Genomic DNA, 24,705 nt, shown 5'->3' with positions numbered 1-24,705 from the left:
ATAGCGCTGTGGTACACTGGTTTTAGCATAAAAGGAGGAAGCGGCTTGTATCCTAAAGCTTATATCGGCTTTTTGGCCGAATTTCACGCATCAAGAGATTATTTTGAGTGTCATGAACTGTTAGAGGAATATTGGAAAGAAAGCCCGGCTGAAAAGCGGAGCATTCATTGGGTCGGCCTGATTCAGCTTGCCGTCGCTCTGTATCACCAGCGCAGGGGAAATGAAGCCGGGGCGAAACGGCTGATTGCCAACAGCTTACGTATTCTCCGGTCTGAAAAGCAGGCGGTCTGTTCTCTCGGTCTCAGCCACCCGAAGCTGATTGAGCTGATAGAAACGCTGTCAGACGATATAGAAGCGGGCCTGCCTTACAGAAGTGTTATGCTGCCGATTACAGATGAAGCCCTGAAAGAAGCATGTCTTGCCGAATGCCGCCGAAAGGGCTATACATGGGGGCAAGACGGCGTATCAGATACCTTTCTTATTCATAAACACCGCCTGCGGGACAGGACGGATGTCATTAAGGAACGCGAACGGGAAATTGAGAGAAGAAAAAAAAGCAGAGGCTGACGGTCAGCCCTGCTTTTTCTATATCAAAACAGCTCCCGAAACCGTGAAGATTCCGGGAGCATTTGTCAGTTATTATATGAGATATCCTGATCTTTTTGATGTTGACAGCGTTCAAAAAAGCTTTGCGTTAATTCATTCGGAACGAGTGCCTCCGTTTTGAACAGACGTTTTAAGGCGTCCATCATTTGCTTTCCGATTCCTTGATGGCGGTGAGAAGGATTCACGCTGATATGCCGGATTTCAACTTCTGAGTCCTTTTTTTCGACTCCGATCGCTCCGACGATATCTTCATCCTCTTTCCAAAGAAAGAGCTGGCGGCCAGTATCCGTTTCATAGTCCTTTATTGTCTGCTGAAGCTGCTTGAGATCTTTTTCATTCGGCATAAATGACAGAAGACCCATCGCAATCTTTTCAAACGATTTTTTATAACGAATTAACATAAAAACCCCTCTATATCCAAAATGTCCATTCATGTCCTATCAAACGGATACATAAAGGCGATCCGTTTCCTCACATTATATCATTTTCGCCGCTGTTTTAAACGCTTTTCAACAAATTATTCAAATGAACGGTTTAAATTTGCCATTTCAATGGCAGATACTGCGCAATCCGCTCCCTTATTTCCGGCTTTTGTTCCGGCTCGTTCGATGGCCTGCTCAATGGTTTCAGTCGTCACGATGCCGAAGATAACCGGGACGCCCGTCGCCGTTCCCGCCTGGGCAATGCCTTTTGCCGCTTCATTGCAGACATAGTCATAATGCGTTGTCGCTCCTCTGATAACCGTGCCGAGCGTAATGACGGCATCGTATTTTTTCGTTTCCGCCATTTTCTTTGCCGCAAACGGGATTTCAAACGCTCCCGGCACCCAAGCGACGTCAATGTCGTTTGATTCTACACCGTGGCGAAGCAACGTGTCTTCCGCTCCGCTTAACAGCTTGCTCGTAATAAATTCATTAAATCTGCCGACGACGATTCCGATTTTAAGTCCTGTTCCTACTAGGTTTCCTTGTATGATATTCATATGTTATCCATCCTTTTTTGTGAGATTTGTTTTTAGAAATGAAGCAGATGTCCAAGTTTTTTCATTTTGGTCTGTAAATATTGCTTGTTATGCTCACTCGCTTCCATTTGAAGCGGCACCCGTTCTGAAATGCTGAGACCGTATCCTTCGAGGCCGGCGATTTTCCGGGGGTTATTGGTTAAAAGTTTCATATGCTGAACCCCTAAGTCGCGGAGAATCTGGGCGCCGATGCCGTAGTTGCGCAGATCAGGCAGAAAGCCGAGCGCTTCGTTCGCTTCAACCGTGTCATACCCTTGTTCCTGCAATCGGTACGCCTTCAGCTTATTGATTAAACCGATCCCTCTGCCTTCCTGGCGCAAATACAATAGAACGCCGCGGCCTTCTTCAGCAATTTGCGCAAGCGCGGCATGAAGCTGAGGTCCGCAATCACAGCGATGGGATGCAAACACATCGCCCGTCAGGCATTCTGAGTGCACTCTGACAAGAACGGGTTCGCTGTTAAACGGGACATCCCCCATGACAAAGGCGAGATGTTCTTTTCCGTCAACCTCGTTTGTATATCCGTAAACTCTAAACGTGCCGAAGTCAGTCGGCAGCGTAATATCAACTTCTCTGTTCACAAGGGTCGTAATGTTGTAACGGTACTCTATTAAGTCTTTTATCGTAATCATTTTCAGCTGGTGGCGTTCGGCGATTTCGGCTAACTCCGGCACTCTGGCCATAGTGCCGTCTTCATTCATAATTTCACAAATGACGCCCGCTCCCTGAGATCCGCAGGCTTTTGCAAGGTCAACGGCTGCTTCCGTATGGCCGGCCCGCTTCAGGACGCCTCCTTTTTTTGCGATTAAGGGGAAAATGTGGCCCGGACGCTGAAAATCGTCAGACACAGATTCTTCGTTCAACAGCGCCTGAATGGTAAAGGATCGTTCCTGCGCGCTGATGCCCGTTTTTGTCAGCCTGTGGTCAATACTGACCGTAAACGCGGTCTCATGTGAGTCCGTATTATGATCGACCATCGGGTGAAGATCCAGCCGGCCGGCGATGTCTTCAGACAGCGGCGTGCAGATCAGGCCTCTCCCATGGGTCGCCATAAAATTCACCACTTCCGGCGTGGCATGCTCAGCCAGCGCTACGAAATCTCCTTCGTTTTCTCTGTCTTCATCATCGACAACAATGATGACTTCACCTTTTTTCAGCGCCTCTAACGCCTCTTCTATCGGATGAAACATATCGATCTTCCTTTCTAAAAGCCGTTCTCGCTTAAAAAGGCTTCCGTGATAGTTTGATTGCTTTTCGTTTGTTCTGTTTTGTGCAAAAAGCGGTATAAGTATTTGCCGATCATGTCACACTCAATATTTACGGTCGATCCGACTGTTTTCGTCTGAAAAATCGTTTCTGAGATGGTATGCGGAATGATGGATACCGTCACGCTTTCGTCTGATAAACCGAAAATCGTCAGGCTCACGCCGTCTACCGTAATTGAACCTTTCAATACGAGCGCTTTTGTCAGTTCCGGCGAAAGTTTTAAATCGTAATAGACCGCGTTGCTTTTTTTCTCGATCCGCGTAATTTCCGCCGTTCCGTCCACGTGCCCTGATACAAAGTGGCCGCCGAACCGCCCGTTGGCGGACATCGCTCTTTCCAAGTTTACTTTACTGCCTTTTGACAAGCCGTTCAGCGAAGTGGCTTTCACTGTTTCCGGCATGACATCAACCGTAAATTGATTGTCAGAAAATCCGGTTACGGTCAGGCAGATGCCGTTTACCGCAATGCTGTCGCCAAGTTTCACATCACTTGTCACTTTTGAAGCGGCGATGGTTAATGCCATGGAAAGGCCTGTCTTTTTGATTGCTTGGATCGTGCCTGTTTCTTCAACGATTCCTGTAAACATCGTCACCATCCTTTCCATCTTTAGGTATGGCCGTCAGTTTTATATCCGGCCCGATTTGGGTGATTTGTGTGAATTGTAAATGGGGGACATCTTTCATTGATTGAAAACCTTCACCGGAGATCAAGCTGGGAGCAAGCGTTCCTCCGATTAATTTAGGGGCGAAATAGAAATGAAGCTCTTGGAAACAGCCTTCCTTGACAAAACTTCCGTGTACGGATGCTCCGCCTTCCACATAAACCGACATTATGCCGTTTTCAGCGAGAATACTGAGCACCTCAGGGACGTGAATGCGGTCTGTTTCCAGCGGAATAACTTTTATTCCGAGTGCGGTCAGCCGGTCTTTCTTTTGCACGTCTGCACCTTTGGCCGTAAATATCCATGTCGGCGCAGCGCCGTCAGTGAGCACATTTGCCGTTTCAGGAATGGTCAGCTTTGTATCGAGAATCACTCTGACCGGCTGCTTCACCGCATCAGGAAGCCTGCAGGTCAGGCTCGGATTATCGGCTTTGACTGTGCCTGCTCCGACAAGAATGCTTTGATGCGATTTCCTGTATTGCTGGGCATCAAGCCTTGCCGCCTCTGATGTAATCCATTTGCTGTCACCGGTTTCAGTCGCTGTTTTCCCGTCAAGGCTCGCGGCCGCTTTCAAGGTGACATACGGAAGTCCGGTCCGCATGAAGTGAAGAAACATTTTATTCAGCTCTTCTGCCTGCTGCCTGAGAAGTCCGGTTTTCACTTCGATGCCCGCTGCTTCCAGCATTCCGATGCCTTTTCCGGCTACAAGCGGATTCGGATCTTTCACAGCGATAAACACCCTTTTTATCCCCGACTTTATTATCAGTTCGGCGCATGGCGGTGTTTTTCCGTAATGGCTGCAAGGCTCCAGCGTCACATACAAATCGGCGCCTTTTGCGTGTCTGCCGGCCATATGAATCGCGTGAACCTCGGCATGCGCTTCTCCGTATTGCAAATGGGCGCCCATTCCGACGATCTGTCCGTTTTTGACGACGACAGCGCCGACAAGAGGATTGGACTGTGTCTGTCCTTCACCGCGTCTGGCAAGTTCTATTGCCGTATTCATATAATATTCTTCCATCGTTATCCCTCCCTTCTTCCACGCAATTTGGCGTCAAAAAAGCCCCGAATGTTTACACAGTTCGGGGCTTTGCCAGTTTTAATCCATAGGAAATAAGACTATACAGTAAGTTTATTTTTTGCATAGCTTCTCTCATCCTTCTCCCATCCAGACTTTCACTGTCGGCTTCAGCTTTTCACTGAATCCACCGTATACAGATGCATACGGGTCACGGGCTGTAAAGCGCAAAACGCCTTATTACCGCCGGTCGGGATTTTCACCCAGCCCCGAAGGATACAATCAATATTTTTTTGTCCTTATCCGCTATTATAACATCCTTTGCGGCAGGCGCAATGAATTTGCACCTAATTATTCAGAAAAATAAAAAGCGCCCTTTTCCCATAAAAGGCGCCTTTATTTATTCGTTCACTTTGACGACCTTCAATAAGCCGTCAATCCGGTTTGATTTGCTGAAATACGCTTTAATCTTATCTCCCTTTTTCACATCGGAGAGATCCTGCTTCAGCTTGTCGCCGTTAAAAATAATTTTTGTGCCGTTTTCTGCCGTACCGTGGTACTCAGTTCCTTCGATTTTCGTAATTTTATATGTTTTGACTGTATATTCTTCTTTTTCCTGGGACAGGGTTTGTCCGATTGCAGTCGGCACGTCTTTCAGTTCAATATCGTTTATGACCATATAACCGCCCGCTAATAACAGCAGCAGTACAAGTAAAATGGCTGCTTTTGTTTTAATTCTTCCCATTTTTCTACCTCCAGCCCGTATCAATCTATTCATTACTATGTCATTTTCCTTTTTTTCATGAATAGAAAACCGTTCTTCCCTGCGTGAGTTATTCATATAACGTTTCATAAAGGGAAGATGTTTCATGTATCTGTAAAACTTTCTATCTATTAAATAGATATACGAATTTATGTTCTGTTTTTGAGGGTGGAAAGATAAATTTATATAAAAAAAGCAGTTTTCCTCATGAAGAAAACTGCCTGTACGGTTTATTTCGTCTTGCGAATTTCGTTAAACGGGAAGAAGACGAATTTTGATGTGCCCGCTATTTGTTTTTTCGTAAAGAGACCGAGGCCGTTGCGGCTGTCCATAGATTCTCTGCGGTTATCACCCATGACGAAATATTTGTCGTCCGGCACCTTCACCGGGCCGAAGTCTTCTGTCAGCCGGTCATAGCCGTCTTGCTTCGCCTTGTGCTTGTTTGCCGCTAAATACGGTTCGGACACTTTTTTGCCGTTGATGTACAGCTGATCGTTTTTCATTTGCACCGTGTCGCCGGGAAGTCCGATAATCCGTTTGACATAGTGCTCGTTTTCTCCGTTCAGCACGACGATCTGGCCGCGTTTGAAGTCGCTTATGTATTTGACCGTCATATTGACAAAGATTCTCTCGCGGTCATGCAGCGTCGGATCCATTGATCTTCCATCAACGAGATAAGGGGCAAATAAAAAGTTTCGGATGAGCAGTGCCAGAACGACAGCGATGATAATGGCTTTCGCCCAATCAAGTACGGCGCTTTTTTTAGAAGTTTTTTCTTTTTCTGATTTCAAGTGATTTCCTCCCATTAGCCATGGTCGTTTTTATTTTACCATGAATCCCTGCACAGAGGGCAAATAAGCCCCGCACCTCATCCATTTTTTTCATTTTATAAGCCGGATCTGCTGATTTTACGGTATTTCACGAAGCTTCCGATCCGCCAAATGCACAAATACACAAAAGCAAGTTCCATCGTTAAAACGGCGAATTCCGCCGCGTCAATGTTTTTGAAATATTGGCTGAGCACGATACGGATCGCAATAATCGCGATAATGACATATTTAAAGTTTTTATTCCGCTTGGAGTAGACAAAGCCGTCTTCCCGGATTTCATAGGCGGTTTGCGACAGCATGATGACGCCGAATACCGCGCCTAACAGTCCGGCGATGGCGAGCTCCCAAAGAGCGGGAAAATGAAACGGCTTTCCCGGGATATTCATGAGCTGGCTGATGCTGAATGTAAAAATGACGGCGATAATCAATAGCGGGAGAATGATGCCGAAGCCGCCGCCTTTAATCGGCCTGTTTCCCTTTTTCACCCTGAACCAAATCATAAGTGCGAGAATGATAATGACAAATAAAACGGTTGCCAATTGAACCAACGTTTCTACCTCTTTTCATTGTTGTAATCGGTCTTTTTCACTATACCAGAATGATCGCTGATGTTCATATATGTATTTTTTCATGATTTACACATGAGAATTTTCATATACATAAAAAAACCCGCCTGAAAAAGGCGGGTTTTTTGTCATTATCCTTCTACACGGATTTCTTTCATTTTGTCTCCGTTAGACATGTTTTTCGCATGCTCTAAACCGCTTGTCACTTTTCCGAATACAGTATGAACGCCGTTTAAATGCGGCTGCGGCTCATGTACGATGAAGAATTGGCTTGAACCCGTGTCTTTACCGGCATGCGCCATTGATAAAGAACCGGCTTCGTGCTTATGCGGATTGCCTTCTGTTTCACATTTGATCGTTTTTCCGCTTCCGCCCATGCCTGTCCCAGTCGGATCTCCGCCTTGGCTGACAAAGCCCGGAATCACGCGGTGGAAAATAACGCCGTCATAAAAGCCCGTATTCGCCAGGTTTTCAAAGTTAGCGACTGTATTAGGCGCTTCATTCGGATAAAGTTCAAATTCAATTCTGCTGCCGTTTTCCATTTCGATGTAACCAGTTTTCATTCTCATTCCTACTTCCGTATTGTTTTTTGTCAAAGCCTTCTTCAATATGAATTTCAATTGTAAGCCGGCTTTCTTTTTGATATTCTTTTGAAGGAAGAGGCCTCTGCTCTTCTTTTCGCGGCTATTATACCACACCTTCAGCCGGAAAACGAATCTCCACGCTTCCGCAGAAAGAAAATGAAACCAGAACAGCTTCACAGCCGTCTATGTATCGGAACTGCTTCACGCAGGTCCTCACAAACCGCTTCAAAACGGCATTTGTGAAAAGAAGGAGGTTAACCGCTTTGAAAAAAATGTGGATTGGATTGCTGGCGGCGGCCGTTGTATTGTGTACAATACCGAAAATCAGCCTGGCCGATGCCGCAGTCGGAGATGTCATCGTCACACTGGGGGCGGATCTGTCAAACGAAAACCGTCAGAAAGTGCTTGACGAATTAAATGTCCCTGATAACGCGACAAAAGTGACGGTCACGAATAAAGAAGAACATGAATATCTGGGAAAATATATATCGAATGCCCAAATCGGCACAAGAGCCATCTCTTCATCATCCATCACGGTGGCAAAGAAAGGGTCCGGGCTTGACGTTAAGACCCATAATATCGATTCCATCACGGATGAAATGTACTTAAACGCCCTGATGACAGCAGGAGTGAAAGATGCGAAAGTATACGTGACGGCGCCGTTTGAGGTATCAGGCACCGCAGCATTAACGGGAATCATCAAGGCATATGAAGTCTCATCAGACAAAGCGATTTCAGAAGATGTAAAACAGGTCGCCAACCAAGAGCTTGTCACCACTTCAAATCTCGGGGATAAAATCGGGGATAAAAACGCCTCCGCGCTCATCGCAAACATTAAAGATGATTTCGCGAAAAACGGTGTGCCCGATACAAAAGAAGGAATCGAGAAAAAGGTCGATGATGCGGCTTCAAACCTTAACATTACACTGACTGACGCTCAAAAAGACCAGCTCGTTTCATTGTTTAATAAAATGAAAAATGCCAAGATTGATTGGGGCCAAGTCGGCAGCCAGCTTGACAAGGCAAAAGACAAAATCACGAAGTTCATTCAATCCGATGAAGGCAAAAGCTTTGTTCAAAAAGTCATTGACTTCTTCGCTTCGATTTGGAATGCGATCGTGTCTGTATTTACAGGAGACAGCGGATCAAGTTCTAACAACAGCTGAATGCAAAAAGAGACCGGACGCCATTGTTCCGGTCTCTTTTTTATTTATTGTTTGACCCCCGTCTTAAACGGCAGATCCAGTTTTACAATGTCTTCATAAGTTTCCCTTCTAATGACAAGATGCGCTTCGCCGTCTTCCACAAAAACGACGGCGGGACGCGGAATGCGGTTGTAGTTGTTAGCCATGCTGTATCCGTATGCTCCCGTGCAGAAAACGGCGAGAAGATCGCCTTCTTTCACTTCCGGAAGGTCTATATCCCAAATGAGCATATCACCGCTTTCACAGCACTTACCCGCGATGGATACCGTTTTATCGTGGTGTTCTCCGATTCTGTTTGCCGATACGGCCTCATATTTCGCCTGATACAGCGCAGGACGGATGTTATCGCTCATGCCCCCGTCAACCGCTGCATATTTACGGGTGCCGGGCACTTCTTTTTGCGAACCGATGGTATAAAGCGTCGTTCCGGCGTCTCCGACGAGCGAGCGTCCCGGTTCAATCCAGATCTCCGGAATGTCAAAAGCGTGCAGCGCTGCGTTTTCTTTTACCGCTTCGATAATTTTTTCCACATAAACGGCAGGATGAAGGGGTTCATCCTCCTCCGTGTAGCGGATGCCAAAGCCGCCCCCTAAATTCAGCACTTCAGAGACAAAGCCGAATGATTCTCTCCATTCATTCAGTTTTGTGAAGATTTTTTCTGCGGCCAGCACAAAGCCCGCCGTATCAAAAATTTGCGATCCGATGTGGCAGTGAACGCCGAGAAGGCGGATATGGTCTGACTGTAATACTTGTTCAATCGCCTTTTCTATTTGCCCGTTATGCAGATCAAAACCGAATTTGGAATCTTCCTGTCCCGTCGTAATATAATCATGCGTATGCGCCTCTACCCCCGGAGTGATCCGCAGAAGCACATCCATTGTGCGCCCTGATTTGCGGCACAGTTCCGCGAGTAAGGATATTTCATAAAAATTATCAACGACAATGCAGCCGATTTGATGATCGAGCGCCATTTTCAACTCTTCTTCGCTTTTGTTATTGCCGTGAAAATGAATCCTGTCAGCCGGAAAACCAGCCGCAACCGCCGTAAACAGCTCTCCGCCGGATACAACGTCCAATGAGAGCCCCTCCTGCTCAGCGAGCTGTATCATCGCAACGGAAGAAAACGCCTTGCTCGCGTACGCGACCTGCGCCTTTAAATCCGCGTCAATGAATGCCTGTTTAAAGCTTTTAGCGCGCTCACGTATTAAAGCCACATCGTAAACATAAAGAGGCGTGCCGTAATGCTCCGCTAAATACAGCGCGTCCACACCTCCGATTTCCAAATGACCTAGTTTGTTTTGTCTGCTTGTGCCATGTAAGAACAATGCTCATTCCCTCTTTCTGATCCGCATATGGGTGAAAAGGACAGCTTCTTTTGAGCTGTCCTTATACAAGTCCCGTATAAGTTAAGACATACAATATCATAATCTTCTGTCGGTTTCAATGCGATTATGAACCGCTTGGCTGTCTTTGACGGTCTTTCGGGTGAACAATGCTCGGTCTGACTTTCGCTCCCGGCACTGTCGTCCGGACGAGCACCTGCCACAGCGCCTTGCCGTTAAACGGTAAAAACGGCCATAAATACGGCGTGTGAAACGAGCGGATATTCGCCATTATGATCAGCAGCAATGTAAAACCTATCACAAAGCCTTTCACTTGGAAAATGGCTACGAGAACCATTAAGATGAGGCGTATCATTTTATTGGCGAGGCTGAGCTCATAGCTCGGCGTGGTAAATGATCCGATGGCGGCGATCGATACGTACAGAATCACTTCTGCTGAAAACAGCCCCACCGCTATGGCGATTTGACCGATCAGCACCGCCGCAATCAGACCCATGGCGGTGGATAAAGCGGTCGGCGTATGGATCGCGGCCATCCTGAGAAACTCAATCCCCAAATCGGCCAAAAAGATTTGCAGAATGATCGGGATGTGCGTATTTTTATTTAAACCGATAAAATCCAATCTTTCAGGCAGAAGAGACGGCTCGAGAACAAAGAGGAACCAGATCGGAAGCAGAACGGTTGAAGCGATAATACCGAAAAACCTGATCCATCTTAAAAATGTGCCCACTGAAGGCGCCTGCCTGTATTCTTCCGCATGCTGAACATGGTGAAATATCGTTGTCGGCGTTATGATCACGCTCGGTGACGTATCGACGACGATGATGACGTGCCCTTCCAAAATGTGATTGGCGGCCACATCCGGCCGCTCCGTGTATCTGACCATCGGAAACGGATTGTAGCCTTGTTTGACGATGAATTCCTCCACCGTTTTATCAGCCATCGTCAGTCCGTCAATGTCAATCGCATTCACTTCGTTTTCGACGATGCTGACAAGGTCCGGGTCCGCGATGTCCTCTATATACACAATCGCAAGATCGGTCTTAGAGCGCTCGCCGACTTTCGTAATTTTGACGCGGAGCCTTTCGTCCCTGATTCGTCTTCTGATCAATGCTGTATTAATGACGATATTTTCGATAAAACCGTCTCTTGCCCCGCGGACGACCTTTTCCGTATCCGGTTCTTCAGGCGTGCGTCCGGGATAACTTCTGACGTCAACGATAAAGGCGAAGCCCGCGTCTTCAACGATAACCGCCACAAGTCCGGAAAGCACTTGATCCGTTGCTTCGTCGAGCGTTTTGACTTTTTGAACCTGCTGATTGACAAGCCTGTTTTCAACAACGTCAATCGCTTCATCCGCATTCTCGTCATAATTATTGACGTCGACGAGCTGTTCCATTAAATGAATGATAAACAAAGTATCGGTTAATCCGTTGACAAAGTAAATCTGGACTTCCCGGTCTAATACTCGAACTTTGCGGACGCCGACATCATAGCTCGTTCCCATACCGACGCGGTCTTTAAAAAATTGTTCATTTTTTCTAGGATCCCGGTACACCTTGATCATGTTTTCCGGTTTTTCCGGCATGGCTTTCGCTCCTTTCTAAAATGAATTCGACCGCCTTCATCGTGATCGGCGAGCCTTTGGATATGTCATCTTTTCTTCCCATCTTACCTATGTCGCCGATGCCCACAATGAGGGGAACGTCCAATTTATCCAGACAATACACCGTATCTCCGTTCATTCTGTGCTCGTCCATTTCTCTCATTCCGGTTTTATCGACGCCAAACTCCGTCACTTCTCCATCACGGTCAATGGAGACATCGACTTTCGTCCATTCAGCCTGATGGGTCTTAGAAGCGACCGCAATCACCCCCAGCACTTCAATGTCCTGATGAGAGGCGACATATTTCAGCGCCGTTTCGCCCGGCCCTTCCCCTTGCAGGCCTGAATCGTCAAACATGACAAACACCGGGTCATTCGGCGCGGCTTTAATCAGCTGAACAAGTTCGGGGCCGCTTCTCGTTGACGGATTGCCTTTTGATTGGGAAATACACCGTCCGCCTGCTTTTTCCGCGGCATATTCAATTGTTTTGGCGGCGTACACGTCCCCGTCTGTCACAAGAATGACCTTCCGTTTCGTCATCAGGCATTATCCTTTCGGTTTAAAAATAACGGCTACAAGAAATGCGAATAAAATCGCTGAAGATATACCGGCGGAAGTAAGTTCAAAAATCCCCATGGCGATCCCGATAAATCCATGCTCGTGAGCTTGATGCATGGCGCCGTGCAATAAGCTGTGACCGAAGCTGACGATGGGAACCGTTGCGCCCGCGCCCGCGAATTCGATAAATTTGTCATAAATTCCGAACCCATCTAACAAGGCGCCGATGACGACAAAAGTTGTCATCACATGGGCGGGTGTCAGTTTAAAAATGTCAAGCAGCAGCTGACCGATAATGCATATGATTCCCCCGCAAACAAAAGCCAACAGATATTCCATTTATGATGCACCTCCCGCCCGCTCAAATACCACACCGTGCGCGATGGTCGGAATGGTTTCCTTCTGCTGGATCATTGTCGGACTCAAAAGCGCTCCTGTCGCGACAACGAGTACCCTGTTTAGAGTCCCCGCTTTTAATTGGTTAAAAATATGTGTGTACGTAACAAGCGCGGAGCAGGCGCAGCCGCTTCCGCCCGCAAACACCTGCTGGTCCGGCGTATAGATGAGAAGACCGCAGTCATCGTGTTTCGTTCCCACGGGATAGCCTTCTTCTTTGAGCAAATCTTTCACGATCGGCGAGCCGACGCCTGAAAGGTCTCCCGTTAAAATCAGATCATAATCATCCGCCGTGCGGTTTAAGTCCTGCAGGTGCTGTTTGATTGTGTCGGCGGCAGCGGGCGCCATGGCGGATCCCATATCGGACGGATCTGTTATTCCAAGGTCGCTTACTTTTCCCACTGTTGCGCTTGTAATCTTGATATCAGAAGGGTTTTGGCTGATGATGACCGCCCCGCCCCCCGTAACCGTTGAAGTGGCGGTATCCGGTTTTTGCCCGCCATACTCCGTCGGATTGCGGAATTGCCGTTCTGCCGTCGCGTTATGGCTGCTCGTGGCTGCGATCGCCCGGTTCGCAAAACCGCCGTCAATGAGCGCGGATGCGACGGCAATCGTTTCCATTGATGTCGAACAGGCGCCGAACAGACAGAGGAACGGAATTTTCAGATGTCTGGCGACGTAGTTGGCGGTCACATTTTGATTTAAAAGATCCCCCGCGAGTAACAAATCAATATCGCTCTTTTTCAAGTTCTGTTTTTGCAAAGCGGAGTTGATGGCATCTTCCATTAACTGACGTTCCGCCATTTCCCAGTTTTTCTGATTGCAATGCATTTCATCGTATGTCTTATCAAACAGCGAACCGAGCGGGCCGTCTTTTTCTTTCGGTCCGGCTGCCGTTCCCGCCGCATTTACAAATAACGGGTTTTCAAACACCCAGGTTTGCTTTCCGGTCAATTTCATTTTTTCTCCTCCTACGAAAACAGTTTTTCACAAGCAAACCGTATCAGGCCTACGATATAGGCTGCCACGACGCCGAATACAATGACGTTTCCCGCCAATTTAAACATGTTTGTCGCTACTCCGAGCACGAGTCCTTCACTTCTGTGTTCCAGAGCGGCGCTTGTCATACTGTTTGCAAAACCCGTCACCGGCACGGCTGAACCCGCTCCGGCAAACTGCCCGAGTCTGTCATAAATGCCGAATCCGGTCAAAAGGGCGGAAATTAAAATAAGAGTGGCGGCCGTCGGGTTGCCCGCTGTTTTTTCATTAAAATTAAAAAAGTGGATGTAAAAGTCTTGAAGAGCCTGCCCGATCAGACAGATCAAACCGCCGATCAGAAAGGCTTTGACGCAATTCCAAACATATGGCGGTTTCGGCTGATAGTCTTTCACTTTTGTTTTGTAATTTTCTTTTAAGTTTGTCATGTCGGTTCCTCCTTATGAATGATGGATAAAATACAGCCAATGAAATAAAGAGCCGGCTATTTTGCCGAACACAATGGCCATCAGCAATATGATGATTTTGCTGCCGAAGCCGATCCGTTTGGCAAGAATGGGAAGCACATTCAGCACTTCTGTAAGCGCGGCGGCCAGCATGCCGACAAACATGCCGGCCAAAAGCCCGACCGGAACGGCCAGCCATTCAGATAAAAAAAAATGATTCATATTTAAGGTTTCCCAGCCGCCGAACACAGCTCCTGAAATAACAGCTCCTTCGTAGGCCTGTACAAAGCGCATTGTTTTTGTCAGCTGCATAAGGCGGGGGATGATTCCCATAACGGTTAAAAAAGCCACAAATCCCGCACCCACGGTCAGCCCTCCGCCAAGCCCGACAAATATAACGAAAAGAATGCTAACGATCATGCAGATCTTTCATCGTCTCTTCATTTTCGTGCATTGCGACATAATGATCGAGATCAAGCTGATAATTAAACATCTCGACTTCCAGCGGGCTTGGCTCTTCATTCAGGCGTTTTTTGAAGATGTGATTAAAAAAGACGATCATACCGAGACCGAGGCCGATGCTGTACGGAATCTGAAGCAGATACGGATATTCATTCCGTTCGCCCGTTATGATTTCATATAAGGCGATATGAACTTCTCTCATACTGACATCTTCATGAAAATTCATAATGGCAAGACATGAACCGATAAAAAGCAGGAGCCAGACACCGACGAACAAAACGGCTGACAGCTGCTTTTTCTGGTAATGGATTTCCACTATCGTTTCAGCGCCGCCGACGGTCTGTACATCAAGAGCGGGAAAAGCGGTATGAATGGTTTTCAGCACTTTTATGATGTCCAGCACGACGATATTTTTGTCTTTTTTCGTGACCTTATACAGCGGCAGTGCCGACAGTTTTTTTTTCAGCTTTTGCTGTCCCGCGATCTGCGCGGCGTCGCCGATTGTGATGATATCTCCGGTATGAGCCTTCACGCGGTGGCGAAGTCTGAGAAATATTCGTCTTTCCATCTTGCATCACCATCTTTCGGGTGGTTATATATGTAGTATGCGGTTCACTTTTGTTCTCATTCATCAGCGGCAAAAGACCATAAATTACCACCGATGCACAAATAAAAAAAGCCGGCCCGTAAAAGGTCAGCTTTCCGTATGATCCATCTGCACTTTAATCTGCTTTAATATTTTTTTCTCCAGCCTCGATACCTGGACTTGGGAAATCCCGAGCCGTTCGGCTACTTCCGACTGTGTCTGATCTTTATAATATCTCAGATAGACAATGAGTTTTTCCCGTTCTTCCAAATCACTGATCGCTTCCTTGAGGGCGATTTTGTCAAACCACTTCTCTTCTGAATGATCGGCGATCTGATCAAGCAGGGTGATCGGGTCTCCGTCATTTTCATACACGGTCTCATGAATGGATGAAGGCGCCCGCACCGCTTCCTGCGCAAGCACCACATCCTCCGCATCAATTTCTAAATGGTCCGCGATTTCCTGGACGGTCGGCACTCTTCCGTATGTTTTTGACAGTTCATCTTTCGCCCGGCGTATTTTATTGCCGAGCTCTTTTAAAGATCTTGAAACTTTGACGGTTCCGTCATCGCGGATGAAGCGCTGGATTTCTCCGATAATCATCGGCACGGCATAAGTTGAAAAACGGACATCATAGGACAAATCGAATTTATCAACGGATTTTAACAATCCGATACAGCCGATCTGAAACAGATCGTCCGGCTCATAGCCTCTGTTTAAGAACCTTTGAACGACGGACCACACAAGACGCATGTTTTTTTCTATGAGGAGGTCTCTTGCCTGCTGGTCGCCCTCTTGGCTCTTTTTGATTAATTCTTTGACTTCATGGTCCTTGAGCTGCGCGTTTTTGCTGTTTTTCTTAACCTCCACATCCATAACAAATCTCCTTAATTACAAAGCGCTTTGCTTTTTGATAGGTGTTTTGTTAAGCGTATCGTCGTTCCCATCTCCGGCGAGGAATCAATCGTGACATCATCCATGAAGTTTTCCATAATGGTAAAGCCCATTCCGGAGCGTTCAAGCTCGGGTTTTGTCGTAAAGAGCGGCTGGCGCGCTTCCTCAAGATCCGTGATCCCGAGGCCTTCGTCACGTATGGTCAGATAGACGACATGATCCTCCAGCGTAACGGAGATGTACACCTTTCCGTCGCAGTTTTCTTCATAGCCGTGGATGATCGCGTTTGTTACCGCTTCTGATACGACGGTCTTGATTTCCGTCAGCTCATCCATCGTCGGGTCGAGCTGTGCGATAAAAGAAGCAACTGTTACGCGCGCAAACGATTCGTTCTGACTGAGGGCTGAAAATTCAAGATGCATCTCGTTTTTCATGATGCCACCCCCAACGTTAAAAGCGCTTTTTGTTCTGATTGTTCGAACCTGATGATTTTAAACAGGCCGGACATGTCAAACAGACGTCTCACCGCGGGTGAAATCGCGCACACGACCATTTCTCCGCCGAGCTGTTTAATTTGTTTATAACGCCCTAAAATCACGCCGAGGCCGGAGCTGTCCATGAAGGTAAGATCTTCAAGGTTCAGCACAATGTGACGGATGCCGTCAGCCTCCAGCGATTCAGTAACCTTTTGTTTTAATGATTCTGCCGTATGATGGTCGAGTTCACCTGTTAATCGAATACAAAGCACGGATTCTTTGACATGAAAGTCAATTCCAAGGCTCATGCTCATTCCTCCTTGATATGATCGGATAATGAGTGTTTCGATTTTCGGGAAAGCAATTCCTTCACTATGACAAAACTAGTGCCCGTTCGCCACGATTATTTAAATTTAGTCCAATCTCCCATCGTCCGCTTCAGAAAAGTGAGAAAACCCGCTTTTTCCATGTCGTCTTTTGCCGTGACCGGGCTTTCAACGAGCACCTTTCCGTCTTTTTTCAGAACGAGGCTGCCGAGCACCTCTCCTTTTTTAACCGGAGCCGTTACATTGCCGTTGATTTTCACTTCTTTTTTTACTTTGTCCATGTTCTCTCCCTTTTTGGCCAGAAGAGAAATCGGCTCAGATGTGGTCAGCTTGATCAGTTTCTGTTTTCCTTTTTTCACTTTTACCGTTCCGACGATTTGATCCCGTTTGTACAGCGGGTGTGTTTTGAACTGGCTGAAGGCGTAATCAAGCATTTTGGTCACTTGGGCATTTCTTTCTTTCGGAGTGCTGGCTCCGAAAACAACAGCAATGACCCTCATATTTCCTTTTTTAGCGGTGGCGGTTAAACAATACTTCGCTTCGCCTGTAAAGCCCGTCTTCACGCCGTCTACACCCGGATAAAATTTGATCAGCCGGTTTGTATTGACGAGCCAGAACTTTTTGTCTGTGTTTTCTCTTAAATAATCTTCATACGTTCCCGTAAATTGAGTGATTTTATCATACTTCAATAATTCCTTCGCCATTTTCGCCATGTCATAAGCAGAGCTGTAATGGTCTTTTTCAGGCAGTCCCGTCGGGTTTTTGAAGGAGGTATCTTTCAATCCCAATTCTTTTGCTTTTTTGTTCATCCGGCTGACGAAATCCTCTTCTGAACCGGCAATATACTCCGCCATTGCGACGGATGCGTCATTTCCGGAAGCTATCGCAATTCCTTTGAGCATTTCTTTTACCGTCATTTCTTCTCCGGGTTCAAGGAAAATCTGTGATCCGCCCATGGACGCGGCATGTTCACTCGTCCTGACTTTATCGCTCATCTTTATTTTCCCTTTGTCAAGCGCTTCCATGATTAAAAGCATGGTCATAATTTTTGTCATGCTTGCCGGCGCCAGACGCTCCCGGCTGTTCTTGTTATAAAGAATGCTTCCCGTATCGCGTTCAATCAGCACGGCGCTTTTGGCTTCATGAGCGAGCTCCGATGTATGTTTTCCGTCCGGCTTTGCAAAAGCGGACGGTGCTGATGCCGTTAATAAAATGCCAATCAACAAAGTGGATATAAGACGTTTCATCTCCAAAGCCCTCCATTTCATAATCCTTTTTATTTTTTCCAAATCCGGTGGTTTTATACGCCTCATCTGGAAAATGTTTCGTGTTGAGGGCACAAAAAAAACAGCTGCTTCCGAAGAAACAGCTGACTGATGCTGACTTATTTTTGAGATCGTGCGACTACGGCTTTTACAAGCTTCAAAAAACCGCCTTTTACTTTTTCCGTCATTTCCATTACTTCTTCATGGGATAACGGCTGGTCAAGAATACCTGCCGCCGCGTTGGAAATGCATGAGATGCCGAGCACGCGCATCCCCGCGTGGTTGGCGACGATGACTTCCGGCACGGTCGACATGCCGACAGCGTCAGAACCCATCGTTCTTAAAAACCGAACCTCAGCAGGCGTTTCGTAAGACGGCCCCGTAACAGCTGTATACACCCCTTTTTGGACAGGAATGCCCAGCTCATCGGCCGTTTTTTCAGCCAAGCCTGACAGCTCTTTGTCATAGGCTTCTGACATGTCCGGGAATCTCGGTCCGAATTCAGCTTCGTTCGGCCCGATTAACGGGTTGGTGCCCGTAAAGTTGATGTGGTCTGTAATAATCATCAGATCGCCGGCCCGGAATTCAGTGTTGATACCGCCGGCTGCGTTCGTCACGACGAGAGATTCAACGCCGAGCGCCTTCATCACGCGGACGGGAAATGTGACCTGATCCATTGAGTAGCCTTCATAGTAATGAAAGCGGCCCTGCATCGCGATGACCTGCACACCTTCAAGCGTTCCCATCACAAGCTGGCCGGCATGGCCTTCTACCGTTGAGACCGGAAAATCAGGGATCGTTTCATATGTAAGCTTGACAGCTCCTTCAATTTCATCGGCCAATACGCCGAGCCCTGACCCTAAAATCAGACCGATCTTTGGTGTTTCTTTCACGTGTTCTTTAATAAATGCAGCAGCACGTTCGATCTTTTGTTTCAAAAAAAGTCCCCCCTACTGTAATCTTGATAAAAAGCTTTTTCCGTATTCCGGCTTTTCCGTTTTGAAATTATCCGCAATGGTTGCGCCGATATCGGCAAATGTATCCGCAAGCGGCAGCTGTTCAGTGTGTTTGTGCTTTTTGCTGTACACAAGAAGCGGCACATACTCCCGCGTGTGATCCGTGCCGTGATGGACAGGATCATTGCCGTGATCCGCAGTGATGATAAGCAGATCGTCTTCTTTCATTTTCTCAAACACTTCCGGAAGCCTCGCGTCGAATTCCTCGAGCGCTTTTCCGTACCCTTCCGGATCGCGGCGGTGTCCGTACAGCGCGTCAAAATCAACGAGGTTGGCAAAGCTCAGGCCCGTGAACTCTTCACCGAGCGTTTCAATCACTTTGTCCATGCCGTCCATATTAGATACCGTCCGGCGGGAAGATGTAATGCCTTCTCCGTCATAAATATCAGAAATTTTGCCGATGGAAATGACGTCTAATCCGCTGTCTTTCATTCCGTTCATTACCGTGCGGCCGAACGGTTTGAGCGCATAATCATGACGGTTCGGCGTGCGTTTGAAGCTGCCCGGTTCTCCGACGAACGGTCTTGCGATAATCCGGCCGACCATGTACTTCGGATCAAGCGTCAGTTCTCTTGCCGTTTCACAGATGCTGTACAGTTCGTCAAGCGGAACGACATCTTCGTGAGCCGCAATCTGCAGCACGGAATCTGCTGATGTATAAACGATCAGCGCACCCGTTTCCATATGTTCTTTTCCGAGCTCATCCAGAATCGCCGTGCCTGAAGCCGGCTTATTTCCGATGATTTTCCGTCCTGAACGCCGCTCAAGTTCCTGAAGAAGTTCATCCGGAAATCCTTCCGGGAACACTTTAAACGGTTTTTCAATGTAGAGGCCCATAATCTCCCAGTGCCCCGTCATCGTATCTTTCCCGTTTGACGCCTCCTGCATTTTTCCGTAGTACGCAAGAGGGTGCTCCGTTTTTTCCACGCCCTTAATGTCTCCGATCAGTCCGAGACCGAGCTGCGCCATATGGGGCATATGTAAGCCGTTCATGTGCTCTGCGATGTGTCCGAGCGTATTTGCGCCTATATCATTAAAATCGGCGGCGTCCGGCGCTTCACCGATTCCGACAGAATCCATTACAATCAAAAATACCCGGTTATATTTGTATTCAGACATCATAAAAGCCTCCTTTTCTTCCATCTGTCCATTGTAGCTTACAGAGGTCAGACAACTCAAGTATAAACCGTTTACATTCTTGTTGACAATGCCGATTCAAATAATTAGAACCTTCTCTGTATTCCGCCAATCCGGCAAAAAAAGCCGCGGCCCCTCTGGCAGCGGCTCCTAAGCGCGCGGATGATACTGTTTGTACACGTCCTTCAGCCTTGTTTTCGTCACATGCGTATAAATTTGCGTCGTGGAAATATCGGCATGTCCGAGCATCTCCTGCACGGCGCGCAGATCCGCCCCGTTTTCGAGCAGGTGCGTTGCAAAGGAGTGCCGGAGCGTGTGCGGTGTCAGCTCTTTTTTAATCCCCGCTTCAAGTGCGATTTTTTTTAGGTTTTTCCAGAATCCCTGACGGCTGATCTGCCTGCCGTGATGATTCAGAAAAAGCGCTTCGGTTACGTTTTTCTTTAATAATTTCCCTCTGGCTTTTTCAATGTATGCTTCTATCGCATGAGAAGCGGCTTCACCAATCGGCACAATCCGCTCTTTCCGCCCTTTTCCGAAGCAGCGGACAAATCCCATCGTCAAATGGACGTCGGATAATTTCAGCTCGATCATCTCGCTGACCCTGATGCCGGTCGCGTACAGCAGTTCAAGCATGGCTTTATCCCTGAGACCGAACGGGCTGTCAAGCTTAGGCGTGTCCAATAACCGCTCAACTTCGTGAAGCGCCAATACTTTCGGAAGCGTCCGCTCTGTTTTTTGTGTTTCAATATGTACCGAAGGATCTTTATCCGCGGCTTTTTCCCTTAACAGAAATTGATGAAAAGACCGGATCGACGCCAAATGCCTCGCAGACGTCTTGCCGGATTTCCCGGAGTCCTTTATATGCTTTAAATATTGAATAATATGAAGACGGGTCACATCATTCCATGAAGTGATCTGAAGGGTTTCAGTTAAGAAGAGAGAATAACTTTTCAGATCACGCTCATAGGACATCATCGTATTTTGGGACAGCCCTCTTTCAACCCTCACATAATGGATGAAATCCTTAATTTGATCCTTCACTCTTGATCTACTCCCCGTTTTGGTAAAAAAAGATCAATCGGCCGAACCAGCCGTCTTTCTCCTCATGTTCCGTTTTGGCCACTTTGACGGCGGAGCCTTCCGGTTTATCGTACCGATGATAGTTTTCATACTCTGAATTCACCCATATCATAGCATAATAGAACAGCGCGGTAAAACCTGTGAACAGAATAAACACTTTGATCGTATCCGCGGCTGTTTTTAAGAATCTGCCCATCTTTCGATCGACCCTTTCTTTTGGCGGCTGTTAGTACACCTTATGCCAATTTCAAAGGCTTTTATACATAAAAACAGCAAAAAACCCTTTCCTGGCAGAAAAGGTTCGTAGGCTTTTACTCTGTTTCATCCCCGCGGCAGCGGTGGCAGATTCCGTGAAAAGTCAATCTATGATCTTTAATTTTAAATTTCCAATCACGTTCAATCACTTCTTCAACGTCTTCAAGCAGATCTTCTTCAATTTCATCGACGGCTCCGCACTCCATGCACACCAAATGGTGATGAAAGTGAGCCGCGCCTTCTTTGCGAAGGTCGTAGCGGGATACGCCGTCCCCGAAGTTAATTTTATCAACGACTTTTAGCTCTGTTAATAATTCTAATGTACGGTATACTGTAGCGAGACCAATTTCAGGAGATTTCTCTTTTACGAGGAGGTATACATCTTCTGCGCTTAAATGGTCTTCTTCGTTTTCAAGCAGCACTCTTACCGTTGCTTCCCGCTGTGGCGTAAGCTTGTAGCTTGACGAGTGCAGCTGCTTTTTAATTCGATCAATACGGTTTTCCATGTCTTTCCCTCCTACGCCGCATTCCATGACTCATTATAACAAAATACGCGCAGAGTTCCAACTATAATTATTATAAACTGATAAATAAAAGTATTATTTTGTGATAATCATTCTAAAATATGCGTGATGACAGCTTTTCCATAAACAGCGGAGACACGTACGCCTCGAGCAGCGAGGCGATGACCGAGAAGAAAACGATGAGAATCAGCACGAAGGCGTAGCGTCCGAACCATTGGATCGGTGCGTCATGAAGGCTGCGTTTGACAAACAGCTGCCGGATCAGTTTCAGTGAAAAAGCGATGGAGCATGTCCCCATGATAAGATACGCCGGAATGAGAACGATGTTTTGCGGCAGAACCGAAATAAATGACAGGAAAAACCCGTTCATCCCCATTTGATTCACTAAAAAACCGACCGTGAAGCCGACCACGATTCCTTTTAAGAACACCATAATGAAAATAACCGGCAGACCGATCACGGAAATACCGAGAATCCACATCAGCCCCAAATATTTCACATCATGAAAGACGGCCTGCCAAAACATTTCTGAAGCGCCGGCATGTTTTCCGTCAGACAGCTGTCCGAAAAACTTGCTTAAATAGTAATACAAATCTTCTTTCTGCGTGATGGTCATGCTGTTGACGATGATCGCCCCGAAAATGACCCCCATCAAAAACAAGACGAACACAAATATATAAAGTGACAGATGATCCTTTACATGGCGAAAAAACAGTTCTTTGTACGATTGTTTTCTCATACCGCTTTCCTCCCGCTAATCTATTGACTTGATTTAGTAGATTGTATGAAAGAAAAGAGAAAACATGACAGAGAAATCATAGAAAGGCGCGAGATTCGGGCATAAAAAAAGAACCCCCGTCATCACTCCGGTGATCATAGGGGTTCCTTTTTTTATGCTTTATTCTTTCAAGCCTGTCTTTTTTGGTTTTCGTTACTCTTTCATGGGTGCTGAAAGACGGCGCCGTCCCCCTTGACAGGACTGCGTCACGCATCCCGTTTCTTTTGAGATGCTCCCGCATTTTTTTCGTTTTGCTCTTCGCCATGTGCCAACCGCTCCTTTTTCCCTTTTCTTTATCATAACAAAAAAATCCGGATGTGTTCATGAATACGGCTCATGTTTCGACCGGTAAGCGCGCAGAGACGTTTTGGCAGATGAATAGCTCCCCATTGCGGCGTATCCGTAAAAAAACCCCATAAAAATCCCCGCATACACGTGTTCATGATGACCGAAAACGATAGACACAACATTTCCGGCAGCAAGGGCAATCGTGGGAACGAATATGCCCGGAACCCGGCAGAACACTTTGATCAGCTGTGTGACGCATAAGACGACCGGCACGCCGATCACAGCATCCCAAATATTTGTATGGATCAGCGGAAAATAATCCACATCGACACCTCTTTATTCCGTCTTTTGCTATCTGTTAGCCTGCCTAAGAATTCCGCTTCCTATTCATGATAAAAAAACAGCACCGGCACATGTCCGGTACTGTAAGAGTTGTTTATTTTCCTGCCGCAGCCCGTTCTACGGCTGCTGATACGGCTTGATGCACGTCCGCATCCAAAGGCTGAGGCACGAGATCGCCGTGTTTCGTGCAAGAGGCGATGGCTTCTGCGGCCGCCACAAGCATTTCATGGTCGATTTTCTTGCTTTTGGCGTTCAGCGCGCCGCGGAAAATCCCCGGGAAGCCGAGAACATTATTGACCGAACGGCCGTCAGCTGCATAAGCGGCTCCGGCTTGTAATGCCTCTTCCGGTTCAATCTCCGGTTTCGGATTAGATAAAGCCAGAATGACGTGTCCTTTTCTGACATCCTCTTTTTTAATGAGACCCGGAACTCCTGTGGTGCTGATCACAATGTCACACGTGTCCATTAATTCTTTGATGCTTCCAAGCGGCTGACCTCCGTACTGAGCGAGGCGGTTCATTGCGTCTTCTGACTTGTCCGTTCCGCAGACCGCTTTGACTCCGTATGCCATAAACATGCGGCAGATGGCGACGCCTGCCGCGCCGAGACCGATCTGACCGACCTTCGCTTCTTTTAAATCAAGACCGGCGCTTTTACAAGCGGAAATGGCGGCGGCGAGCGTGACGACCGCCGTGCCGTGCTGGTCATCGTGCATAACCGGAATGTCCAGTTCTTCTTTCAGGCGGTCTTCAATGTCAAAGCAGTGGGGCGAACCGATATCTTCAAGCAGAATTCCGCTGAACCCCGGGGAAATATGTTTTACCGTGCGAATGATTTCTTCCGGATCAGAGGTATCGAGCAAAATCGGAATTCCGCTGATACCCGCCAGCTGGTCAAAAAGCGCGGCTTTCCCTTCCATTACGGGCATTCCGGCGACAGAGCCGATATTGCCGAGGCCGAGAATCGCCGTTCCGTCGGTGACAATGGCGACAGAATTGCTGATTGTCGTATAGATGGACGCTTTTTCAGGCTCGTTTTCGATCAGTCTGCACACATCGGCGACACCCGGCGTATAAACACGCCCAAGCTCAGCCAGTGTCCGGATCGGCATTTTGCTTTTCATCTGAATTTTGCCGCCTTCATGAGCAGAGAGCACTTCATCTGAGACTGTATGAAGCCGGATGCCTTCACCGAGAGCTTCAATGGCTTGAATGATTTCCTGCAGCTGCTCTTCATTTTCGGCCTGCACCGTGATGTTGCGCATTGTGTAGTTCGGGCCGACTTTAACGGTTTCAACTTCCCCGATATCTCCGCCCATCACTCCGATGGCGGTTGCCACTTTTCCGAGATTTCCGGGAACAGTCGGCGTTTCAATCATTAACGTCCGAATCATATGCTTTGTAATCATGA

The 24,705-nt window shown here is 47.3% G+C and carries 32 protein-coding genes and 1 riboswitch; of the genes, 2 read left to right on the top strand and 30 right to left on the bottom strand.

All coding sequences use genetic code 11. The features are described from left to right. Positions 1-45: 45 nt before the first annotated feature. On the top strand, positions 46-567 hold the full coding sequence (locus AC1RRX_RS11490; protein ID WP_003153375.1) for a DUF309 domain-containing protein: 522 nt from the start codon (positions 46-48) through the stop codon (positions 565-567). Between the two features lie 65 nt (positions 568-632). On the opposite strand, the gene ribT is transcribed toward AC1RRX_RS11490, so the two are convergent. The 9 genes from ribT to AC1RRX_RS11445 all read right to left on the bottom strand — a co-directional run bounded on the left by ribT (position 633) and on the right by AC1RRX_RS11445 (position 7,294). Continuing rightward, entirely contained in the window at positions 633-1,007 is a 375-nt protein-coding gene (ribT, locus tag AC1RRX_RS11485; RefSeq protein ID WP_003153373.1) for a GNAT family N-acetyltransferase RibT, read from the bottom strand. Positions 1,008-1,123: 116 nt separating this feature from the next. After that, positions 1,124-1,588 (bottom strand): 6,7-dimethyl-8-ribityllumazine synthase, encoded by a 465-nt coding sequence (ribH, locus tag AC1RRX_RS11480; protein WP_003153372.1) that lies wholly within the window; start codon positions 1,586-1,588, stop codon positions 1,124-1,126. Between the two features lie 32 nt (positions 1,589-1,620). Beyond that, on the bottom strand, positions 1,621-2,817 hold the full coding sequence (locus AC1RRX_RS11475) for a bifunctional 3,4-dihydroxy-2-butanone-4-phosphate synthase/GTP cyclohydrolase II (RefSeq protein WP_003153371.1): 1,197 nt from the start codon (positions 2,815-2,817) through the stop codon (positions 1,621-1,623). Positions 2,818-2,831: 14 nt separating this feature from the next. Then, the gene (gene ribE / locus AC1RRX_RS11470) at positions 2,832-3,479 is read right to left on the bottom strand and encodes a riboflavin synthase (RefSeq protein ID WP_047935906.1); all 648 of its coding nucleotides are present in this window, start codon (positions 3,477-3,479) and stop codon (positions 2,832-2,834) included. Beyond that, positions 3,460-4,575: a bifunctional diaminohydroxyphosphoribosylaminopyrimidine deaminase/5-amino-6-(5-phosphoribosylamino)uracil reductase RibD gene (gene ribD, locus AC1RRX_RS11465; RefSeq protein ID WP_015240125.1), complete on the bottom strand. Its 1,116-nt coding sequence runs from the start codon at positions 4,573-4,575 to the stop codon at positions 3,460-3,462. The genes ribE and ribD overlap by 20 nt, the downstream gene beginning before the upstream one ends. A gap of 131 nt (positions 4,576-4,706) precedes the next feature. Beyond that, positions 4,707-4,853: riboswitch (FMN riboswitch) on the bottom strand. A 119-nt stretch (positions 4,854-4,972) separates the two neighbouring features. Beyond that, a complete protein-coding gene (locus AC1RRX_RS11460; protein ID WP_007409423.1) occupies positions 4,973-5,317 on the bottom strand; it encodes a hypothetical protein in 345 nt (114 codons plus the stop codon). Positions 5,318-5,565: 248 nt separating this feature from the next. Next, positions 5,566-6,141, bottom strand: coding sequence for a signal peptidase I (gene lepB, locus AC1RRX_RS11455; protein WP_032861567.1), 576 nt, complete (start codon positions 6,139-6,141; stop codon positions 5,566-5,568). Between the two features lie 80 nt (positions 6,142-6,221). Continuing rightward, on the bottom strand, positions 6,222-6,713 hold the full coding sequence (locus AC1RRX_RS11450; RefSeq protein WP_007409421.1) for a CcdC protein domain-containing protein: 492 nt from the start codon (positions 6,711-6,713) through the stop codon (positions 6,222-6,224). Between the two features lie 149 nt (positions 6,714-6,862). After that, complete coding sequence (locus AC1RRX_RS11445) at positions 6,863-7,294, bottom strand: peptidylprolyl isomerase (protein ID WP_003153363.1); 432 nt, start codon at positions 7,292-7,294, stop codon at positions 6,863-6,865. A 284-nt stretch (positions 7,295-7,578) separates the two neighbouring features. Here AC1RRX_RS11445 and AC1RRX_RS11440 point away from each other — a divergent pair, with 284 nt between their 5' ends. Beyond that, positions 7,579-8,481 carry a DUF1002 domain-containing protein gene (locus AC1RRX_RS11440; protein WP_007409419.1) on the top strand — a complete coding sequence of 301 codons (903 nt, stop codon included), beginning with the start codon at positions 7,579-7,581 and terminating at the stop codon, positions 8,479-8,481. A gap of 44 nt (positions 8,482-8,525) precedes the next feature. Here AC1RRX_RS11440 and lysA read toward each other — a convergent pair whose 3' ends face one another. From lysA to AC1RRX_RS11335, 21 genes are all read right to left on the bottom strand, one after another. Next, on the bottom strand, positions 8,526-9,845 hold the full coding sequence (gene lysA / locus AC1RRX_RS11435) for a diaminopimelate decarboxylase (RefSeq protein ID WP_025649809.1): 1,320 nt from the start codon (positions 9,843-9,845) through the stop codon (positions 8,526-8,528). A gap of 124 nt (positions 9,846-9,969) precedes the next feature. Continuing rightward, positions 9,970-11,451, bottom strand: coding sequence for a spore germination protein (locus tag AC1RRX_RS11430; RefSeq protein WP_007409417.1), 1,482 nt, complete (start codon positions 11,449-11,451; stop codon positions 9,970-9,972). Continuing rightward, positions 11,405-12,013: a stage V sporulation protein SpoVABEA gene (gene spoVAEA, locus AC1RRX_RS11425; protein ID WP_025284950.1), complete on the bottom strand. Its 609-nt coding sequence runs from the start codon at positions 12,011-12,013 to the stop codon at positions 11,405-11,407. The genes AC1RRX_RS11430 and spoVAEA overlap by 47 nt, the downstream gene beginning before the upstream one ends. A 3-nt stretch (positions 12,014-12,016) precedes the next feature. Then, positions 12,017-12,367: a stage V sporulation protein AE gene (gene spoVAE, locus AC1RRX_RS11420; RefSeq protein ID WP_007409415.1), complete on the bottom strand. Its 351-nt coding sequence runs from the start codon at positions 12,365-12,367 to the stop codon at positions 12,017-12,019. Then, positions 12,368-13,384: a stage V sporulation protein AD gene (gene spoVAD / locus AC1RRX_RS11415; RefSeq protein ID WP_007409414.1), complete on the bottom strand. Its 1,017-nt coding sequence runs from the start codon at positions 13,382-13,384 to the stop codon at positions 12,368-12,370. Positions 13,385-13,395: 11 nt separating this feature from the next. After that, positions 13,396-13,848 carry a stage V sporulation protein AC gene (gene spoVAC / locus AC1RRX_RS11410; RefSeq protein WP_003153353.1) on the bottom strand — a complete coding sequence of 151 codons (453 nt, stop codon included), beginning with the start codon at positions 13,846-13,848 and terminating at the stop codon, positions 13,396-13,398. 12 nt (positions 13,849-13,860) lie between these two features. Beyond that, positions 13,861-14,286, bottom strand: a complete 426-nt coding sequence (locus AC1RRX_RS11405; protein ID WP_144464496.1) for a stage V sporulation protein AB — start codon at positions 14,284-14,286, stop codon at positions 13,861-13,863. Then, on the bottom strand, positions 14,276-14,896 hold the full coding sequence (gene spoVAA / locus AC1RRX_RS11400) for a stage V sporulation protein SpoVAA (protein WP_007409412.1): 621 nt from the start codon (positions 14,894-14,896) through the stop codon (positions 14,276-14,278). Before spoVAA ends, AC1RRX_RS11405 begins: the two co-directional genes overlap by 11 nt. Positions 14,897-15,022: 126 nt before the next feature. After that, positions 15,023-15,790 carry an RNA polymerase sporulation sigma factor SigF gene (sigF, locus tag AC1RRX_RS11395; RefSeq protein WP_003153348.1) on the bottom strand — a complete coding sequence of 256 codons (768 nt, stop codon included), beginning with the start codon at positions 15,788-15,790 and terminating at the stop codon, positions 15,023-15,025. 11 nt (positions 15,791-15,801) lie between these two features. Then, entirely contained in the window at positions 15,802-16,242 is a 441-nt protein-coding gene (gene spoIIAB, locus AC1RRX_RS11390) for an anti-sigma F factor (RefSeq protein ID WP_003153347.1), read from the bottom strand. Continuing rightward, positions 16,239-16,592 (bottom strand): anti-sigma F factor antagonist, encoded by a 354-nt coding sequence (gene spoIIAA / locus AC1RRX_RS11385; RefSeq protein WP_007409411.1) that lies wholly within the window; start codon positions 16,590-16,592, stop codon positions 16,239-16,241. The genes spoIIAB and spoIIAA overlap by 4 nt, the downstream gene beginning before the upstream one ends. A 95-nt stretch (positions 16,593-16,687) precedes the next feature. Continuing rightward, a complete protein-coding gene (locus AC1RRX_RS11380) occupies positions 16,688-17,857 on the bottom strand; it encodes a D-alanyl-D-alanine carboxypeptidase family protein (RefSeq protein WP_007409410.1) in 1,170 nt (389 codons plus the stop codon). Positions 17,858-17,994: 137 nt separating this feature from the next. Next, a complete protein-coding gene (locus AC1RRX_RS11375) occupies positions 17,995-18,813 on the bottom strand; it encodes a purine-nucleoside phosphorylase (RefSeq protein WP_007409407.1) in 819 nt (272 codons plus the stop codon). Positions 18,814-18,825: 12 nt separating this feature from the next. Next, entirely contained in the window at positions 18,826-20,010 is a 1,185-nt protein-coding gene (deoB, locus tag AC1RRX_RS11370) for a phosphopentomutase (RefSeq protein WP_015417748.1), read from the bottom strand. Positions 20,011-20,178: 168 nt separating this feature from the next. Continuing rightward, positions 20,179-21,069 (bottom strand): site-specific tyrosine recombinase XerD, encoded by an 891-nt coding sequence (xerD, locus tag AC1RRX_RS11365; protein WP_012117897.1) that lies wholly within the window; start codon positions 21,067-21,069, stop codon positions 20,179-20,181. 7 nt (positions 21,070-21,076) lie between these two features. After that, positions 21,077-21,304, bottom strand: coding sequence for a YqzK family protein (locus tag AC1RRX_RS11360; RefSeq protein WP_003153331.1), 228 nt, complete (start codon positions 21,302-21,304; stop codon positions 21,077-21,079). A gap of 115 nt (positions 21,305-21,419) precedes the next feature. After that, entirely contained in the window at positions 21,420-21,869 is a 450-nt protein-coding gene (gene fur, locus AC1RRX_RS11355; RefSeq protein ID WP_003153330.1) for a ferric iron uptake transcriptional regulator, read from the bottom strand. 112 nt (positions 21,870-21,981) lie between these two features. Further along, positions 21,982-22,626, bottom strand: a complete 645-nt coding sequence (spoIIM, locus tag AC1RRX_RS11350; protein ID WP_007409404.1) for a stage II sporulation protein M — start codon at positions 22,624-22,626, stop codon at positions 21,982-21,984. Positions 22,627-22,702: 76 nt separating this feature from the next. Beyond that, positions 22,703-22,930: a ribosome rescue factor BrfA gene (gene brfA, locus AC1RRX_RS11345; protein ID WP_012117898.1), complete on the bottom strand. Its 228-nt coding sequence runs from the start codon at positions 22,928-22,930 to the stop codon at positions 22,703-22,705. A 56-nt stretch (positions 22,931-22,986) separates the two neighbouring features. Then, a complete protein-coding gene (locus tag AC1RRX_RS11340; RefSeq protein WP_003153325.1) occupies positions 22,987-23,277 on the bottom strand; it encodes a hypothetical protein in 291 nt (96 codons plus the stop codon). 112 nt (positions 23,278-23,389) lie between these two features. Beyond that, positions 23,390-24,703, bottom strand: coding sequence for an NAD-dependent malic enzyme (locus AC1RRX_RS11335; protein ID WP_007409402.1), 1,314 nt, complete (start codon positions 24,701-24,703; stop codon positions 23,390-23,392). Between the last annotated feature and the right edge of the window lie 2 nt (positions 24,704-24,705).

It is taken from the genome of Bacillus sp. GW821-FHT11D08 (assembly GCF_058808515.1).
Note: the sequence above shows the minus strand (reverse complement) of the source record. Positions and strands in the feature narration are given on the sequence as shown.

What these genes read in the sequence shown, in the direction of transcription:
- spoVAD (WP_007409414.1), bottom strand. Translation starts at nt 13,384, where the DNA reads ATGAAATTGACCGGAAAGCAAACCTGGGTGTTTGAAAACCCGTTATTT.
- ribD (WP_015240125.1), bottom strand. Translation starts at nt 4,575, where the DNA reads ATGGAAGAATATTATATGAATACGGCAATAGAACTTGCCAGACGCGGT.
- AC1RRX_RS11475 (WP_003153371.1), bottom strand. Translation starts at nt 2,817, where the DNA reads ATGTTTCATCCGATAGAAGAGGCGTTAGAGGCGCTGAAAAAAGGTGAA.
- AC1RRX_RS11380 (WP_007409410.1), bottom strand. Translation starts at nt 17,857, where the DNA reads ATGAAACGTCTTATATCCACTTTGTTGATTGGCATTTTATTAACGGCA.
- brfA (WP_012117898.1), bottom strand. Translation starts at nt 22,930, where the DNA reads ATGGCGAAGAGCAAAACGAAAAAAATGCGGGAGCATCTCAAAAGAAAC.
- spoIIM (WP_007409404.1), bottom strand. Translation starts at nt 22,626, where the DNA reads ATGAGAAAACAATCGTACAAAGAACTGTTTTTTCGCCATGTAAAGGAT.
- spoIIAB (WP_003153347.1), bottom strand. Translation starts at nt 16,242, where the DNA reads ATGAAAAACGAGATGCATCTTGAATTTTCAGCCCTCAGTCAGAACGAA.
- lepB (WP_032861567.1), bottom strand. Translation starts at nt 6,141, where the DNA reads ATGGGAGGAAATCACTTGAAATCAGAAAAAGAAAAAACTTCTAAAAAA.
- sigF (WP_003153348.1), bottom strand. Translation starts at nt 15,790, where the DNA reads ATGGATGTGGAGGTTAAGAAAAACAGCAAAAACGCGCAGCTCAAGGAC.
- AC1RRX_RS11460 (WP_007409423.1), bottom strand. Translation starts at nt 5,317, where the DNA reads ATGGGAAGAATTAAAACAAAAGCAGCCATTTTACTTGTACTGCTGCTG.
- ribT (WP_003153373.1), bottom strand. Translation starts at nt 1,007, where the DNA reads ATGTTAATTCGTTATAAAAAATCGTTTGAAAAGATTGCGATGGGTCTT.
- spoVAA (WP_007409412.1), bottom strand. Translation starts at nt 14,896, where the DNA reads ATGGAAAGACGAATATTTCTCAGACTTCGCCACCGCGTGAAGGCTCAT.
- ribE (WP_047935906.1), bottom strand. Translation starts at nt 3,479, where the DNA reads ATGTTTACAGGAATCGTTGAAGAAACAGGCACGATCCAAGCAATCAAA.
- spoIIAA (WP_007409411.1), bottom strand. Translation starts at nt 16,592, where the DNA reads ATGAGCCTTGGAATTGACTTTCATGTCAAAGAATCCGTGCTTTGTATT.
- ribH (WP_003153372.1), bottom strand. Translation starts at nt 1,588, where the DNA reads ATGAATATCATACAAGGAAACCTAGTAGGAACAGGACTTAAAATCGGA.
- AC1RRX_RS11445 (WP_003153363.1), bottom strand. Translation starts at nt 7,294, where the DNA reads ATGAAAACTGGTTACATCGAAATGGAAAACGGCAGCAGAATTGAATTT.
- spoVAC (WP_003153353.1), bottom strand. Translation starts at nt 13,848, where the DNA reads ATGACAAACTTAAAAGAAAATTACAAAACAAAAGTGAAAGACTATCAG.
- AC1RRX_RS11335 (WP_007409402.1), bottom strand. Translation starts at nt 24,703, where the DNA reads ATGATTACAAAGCATATGATTCGGACGTTAATGATTGAAACGCCGACT.
- fur (WP_003153330.1), bottom strand. Translation starts at nt 21,869, where the DNA reads ATGGAAAACCGTATTGATCGAATTAAAAAGCAGCTGCACTCGTCAAGC.
- spoVAE (WP_007409415.1), bottom strand. Translation starts at nt 12,367, where the DNA reads ATGGAATATCTGTTGGCTTTTGTTTGCGGGGGAATCATATGCATTATC.
- AC1RRX_RS11430 (WP_007409417.1), bottom strand. Translation starts at nt 11,451, where the DNA reads ATGCCGGAAAAACCGGAAAACATGATCAAGGTGTACCGGGATCCTAGA.
- deoB (WP_015417748.1), bottom strand. Translation starts at nt 20,010, where the DNA reads ATGTCTGAATACAAATATAACCGGGTATTTTTGATTGTAATGGATTCT.
- AC1RRX_RS11405 (WP_144464496.1), bottom strand. Translation starts at nt 14,286, where the DNA reads ATGATCGTTAGCATTCTTTTCGTTATATTTGTCGGGCTTGGCGGAGGG.
- AC1RRX_RS11360 (WP_003153331.1), bottom strand. Translation starts at nt 21,304, where the DNA reads ATGGGCAGATTCTTAAAAACAGCCGCGGATACGATCAAAGTGTTTATT.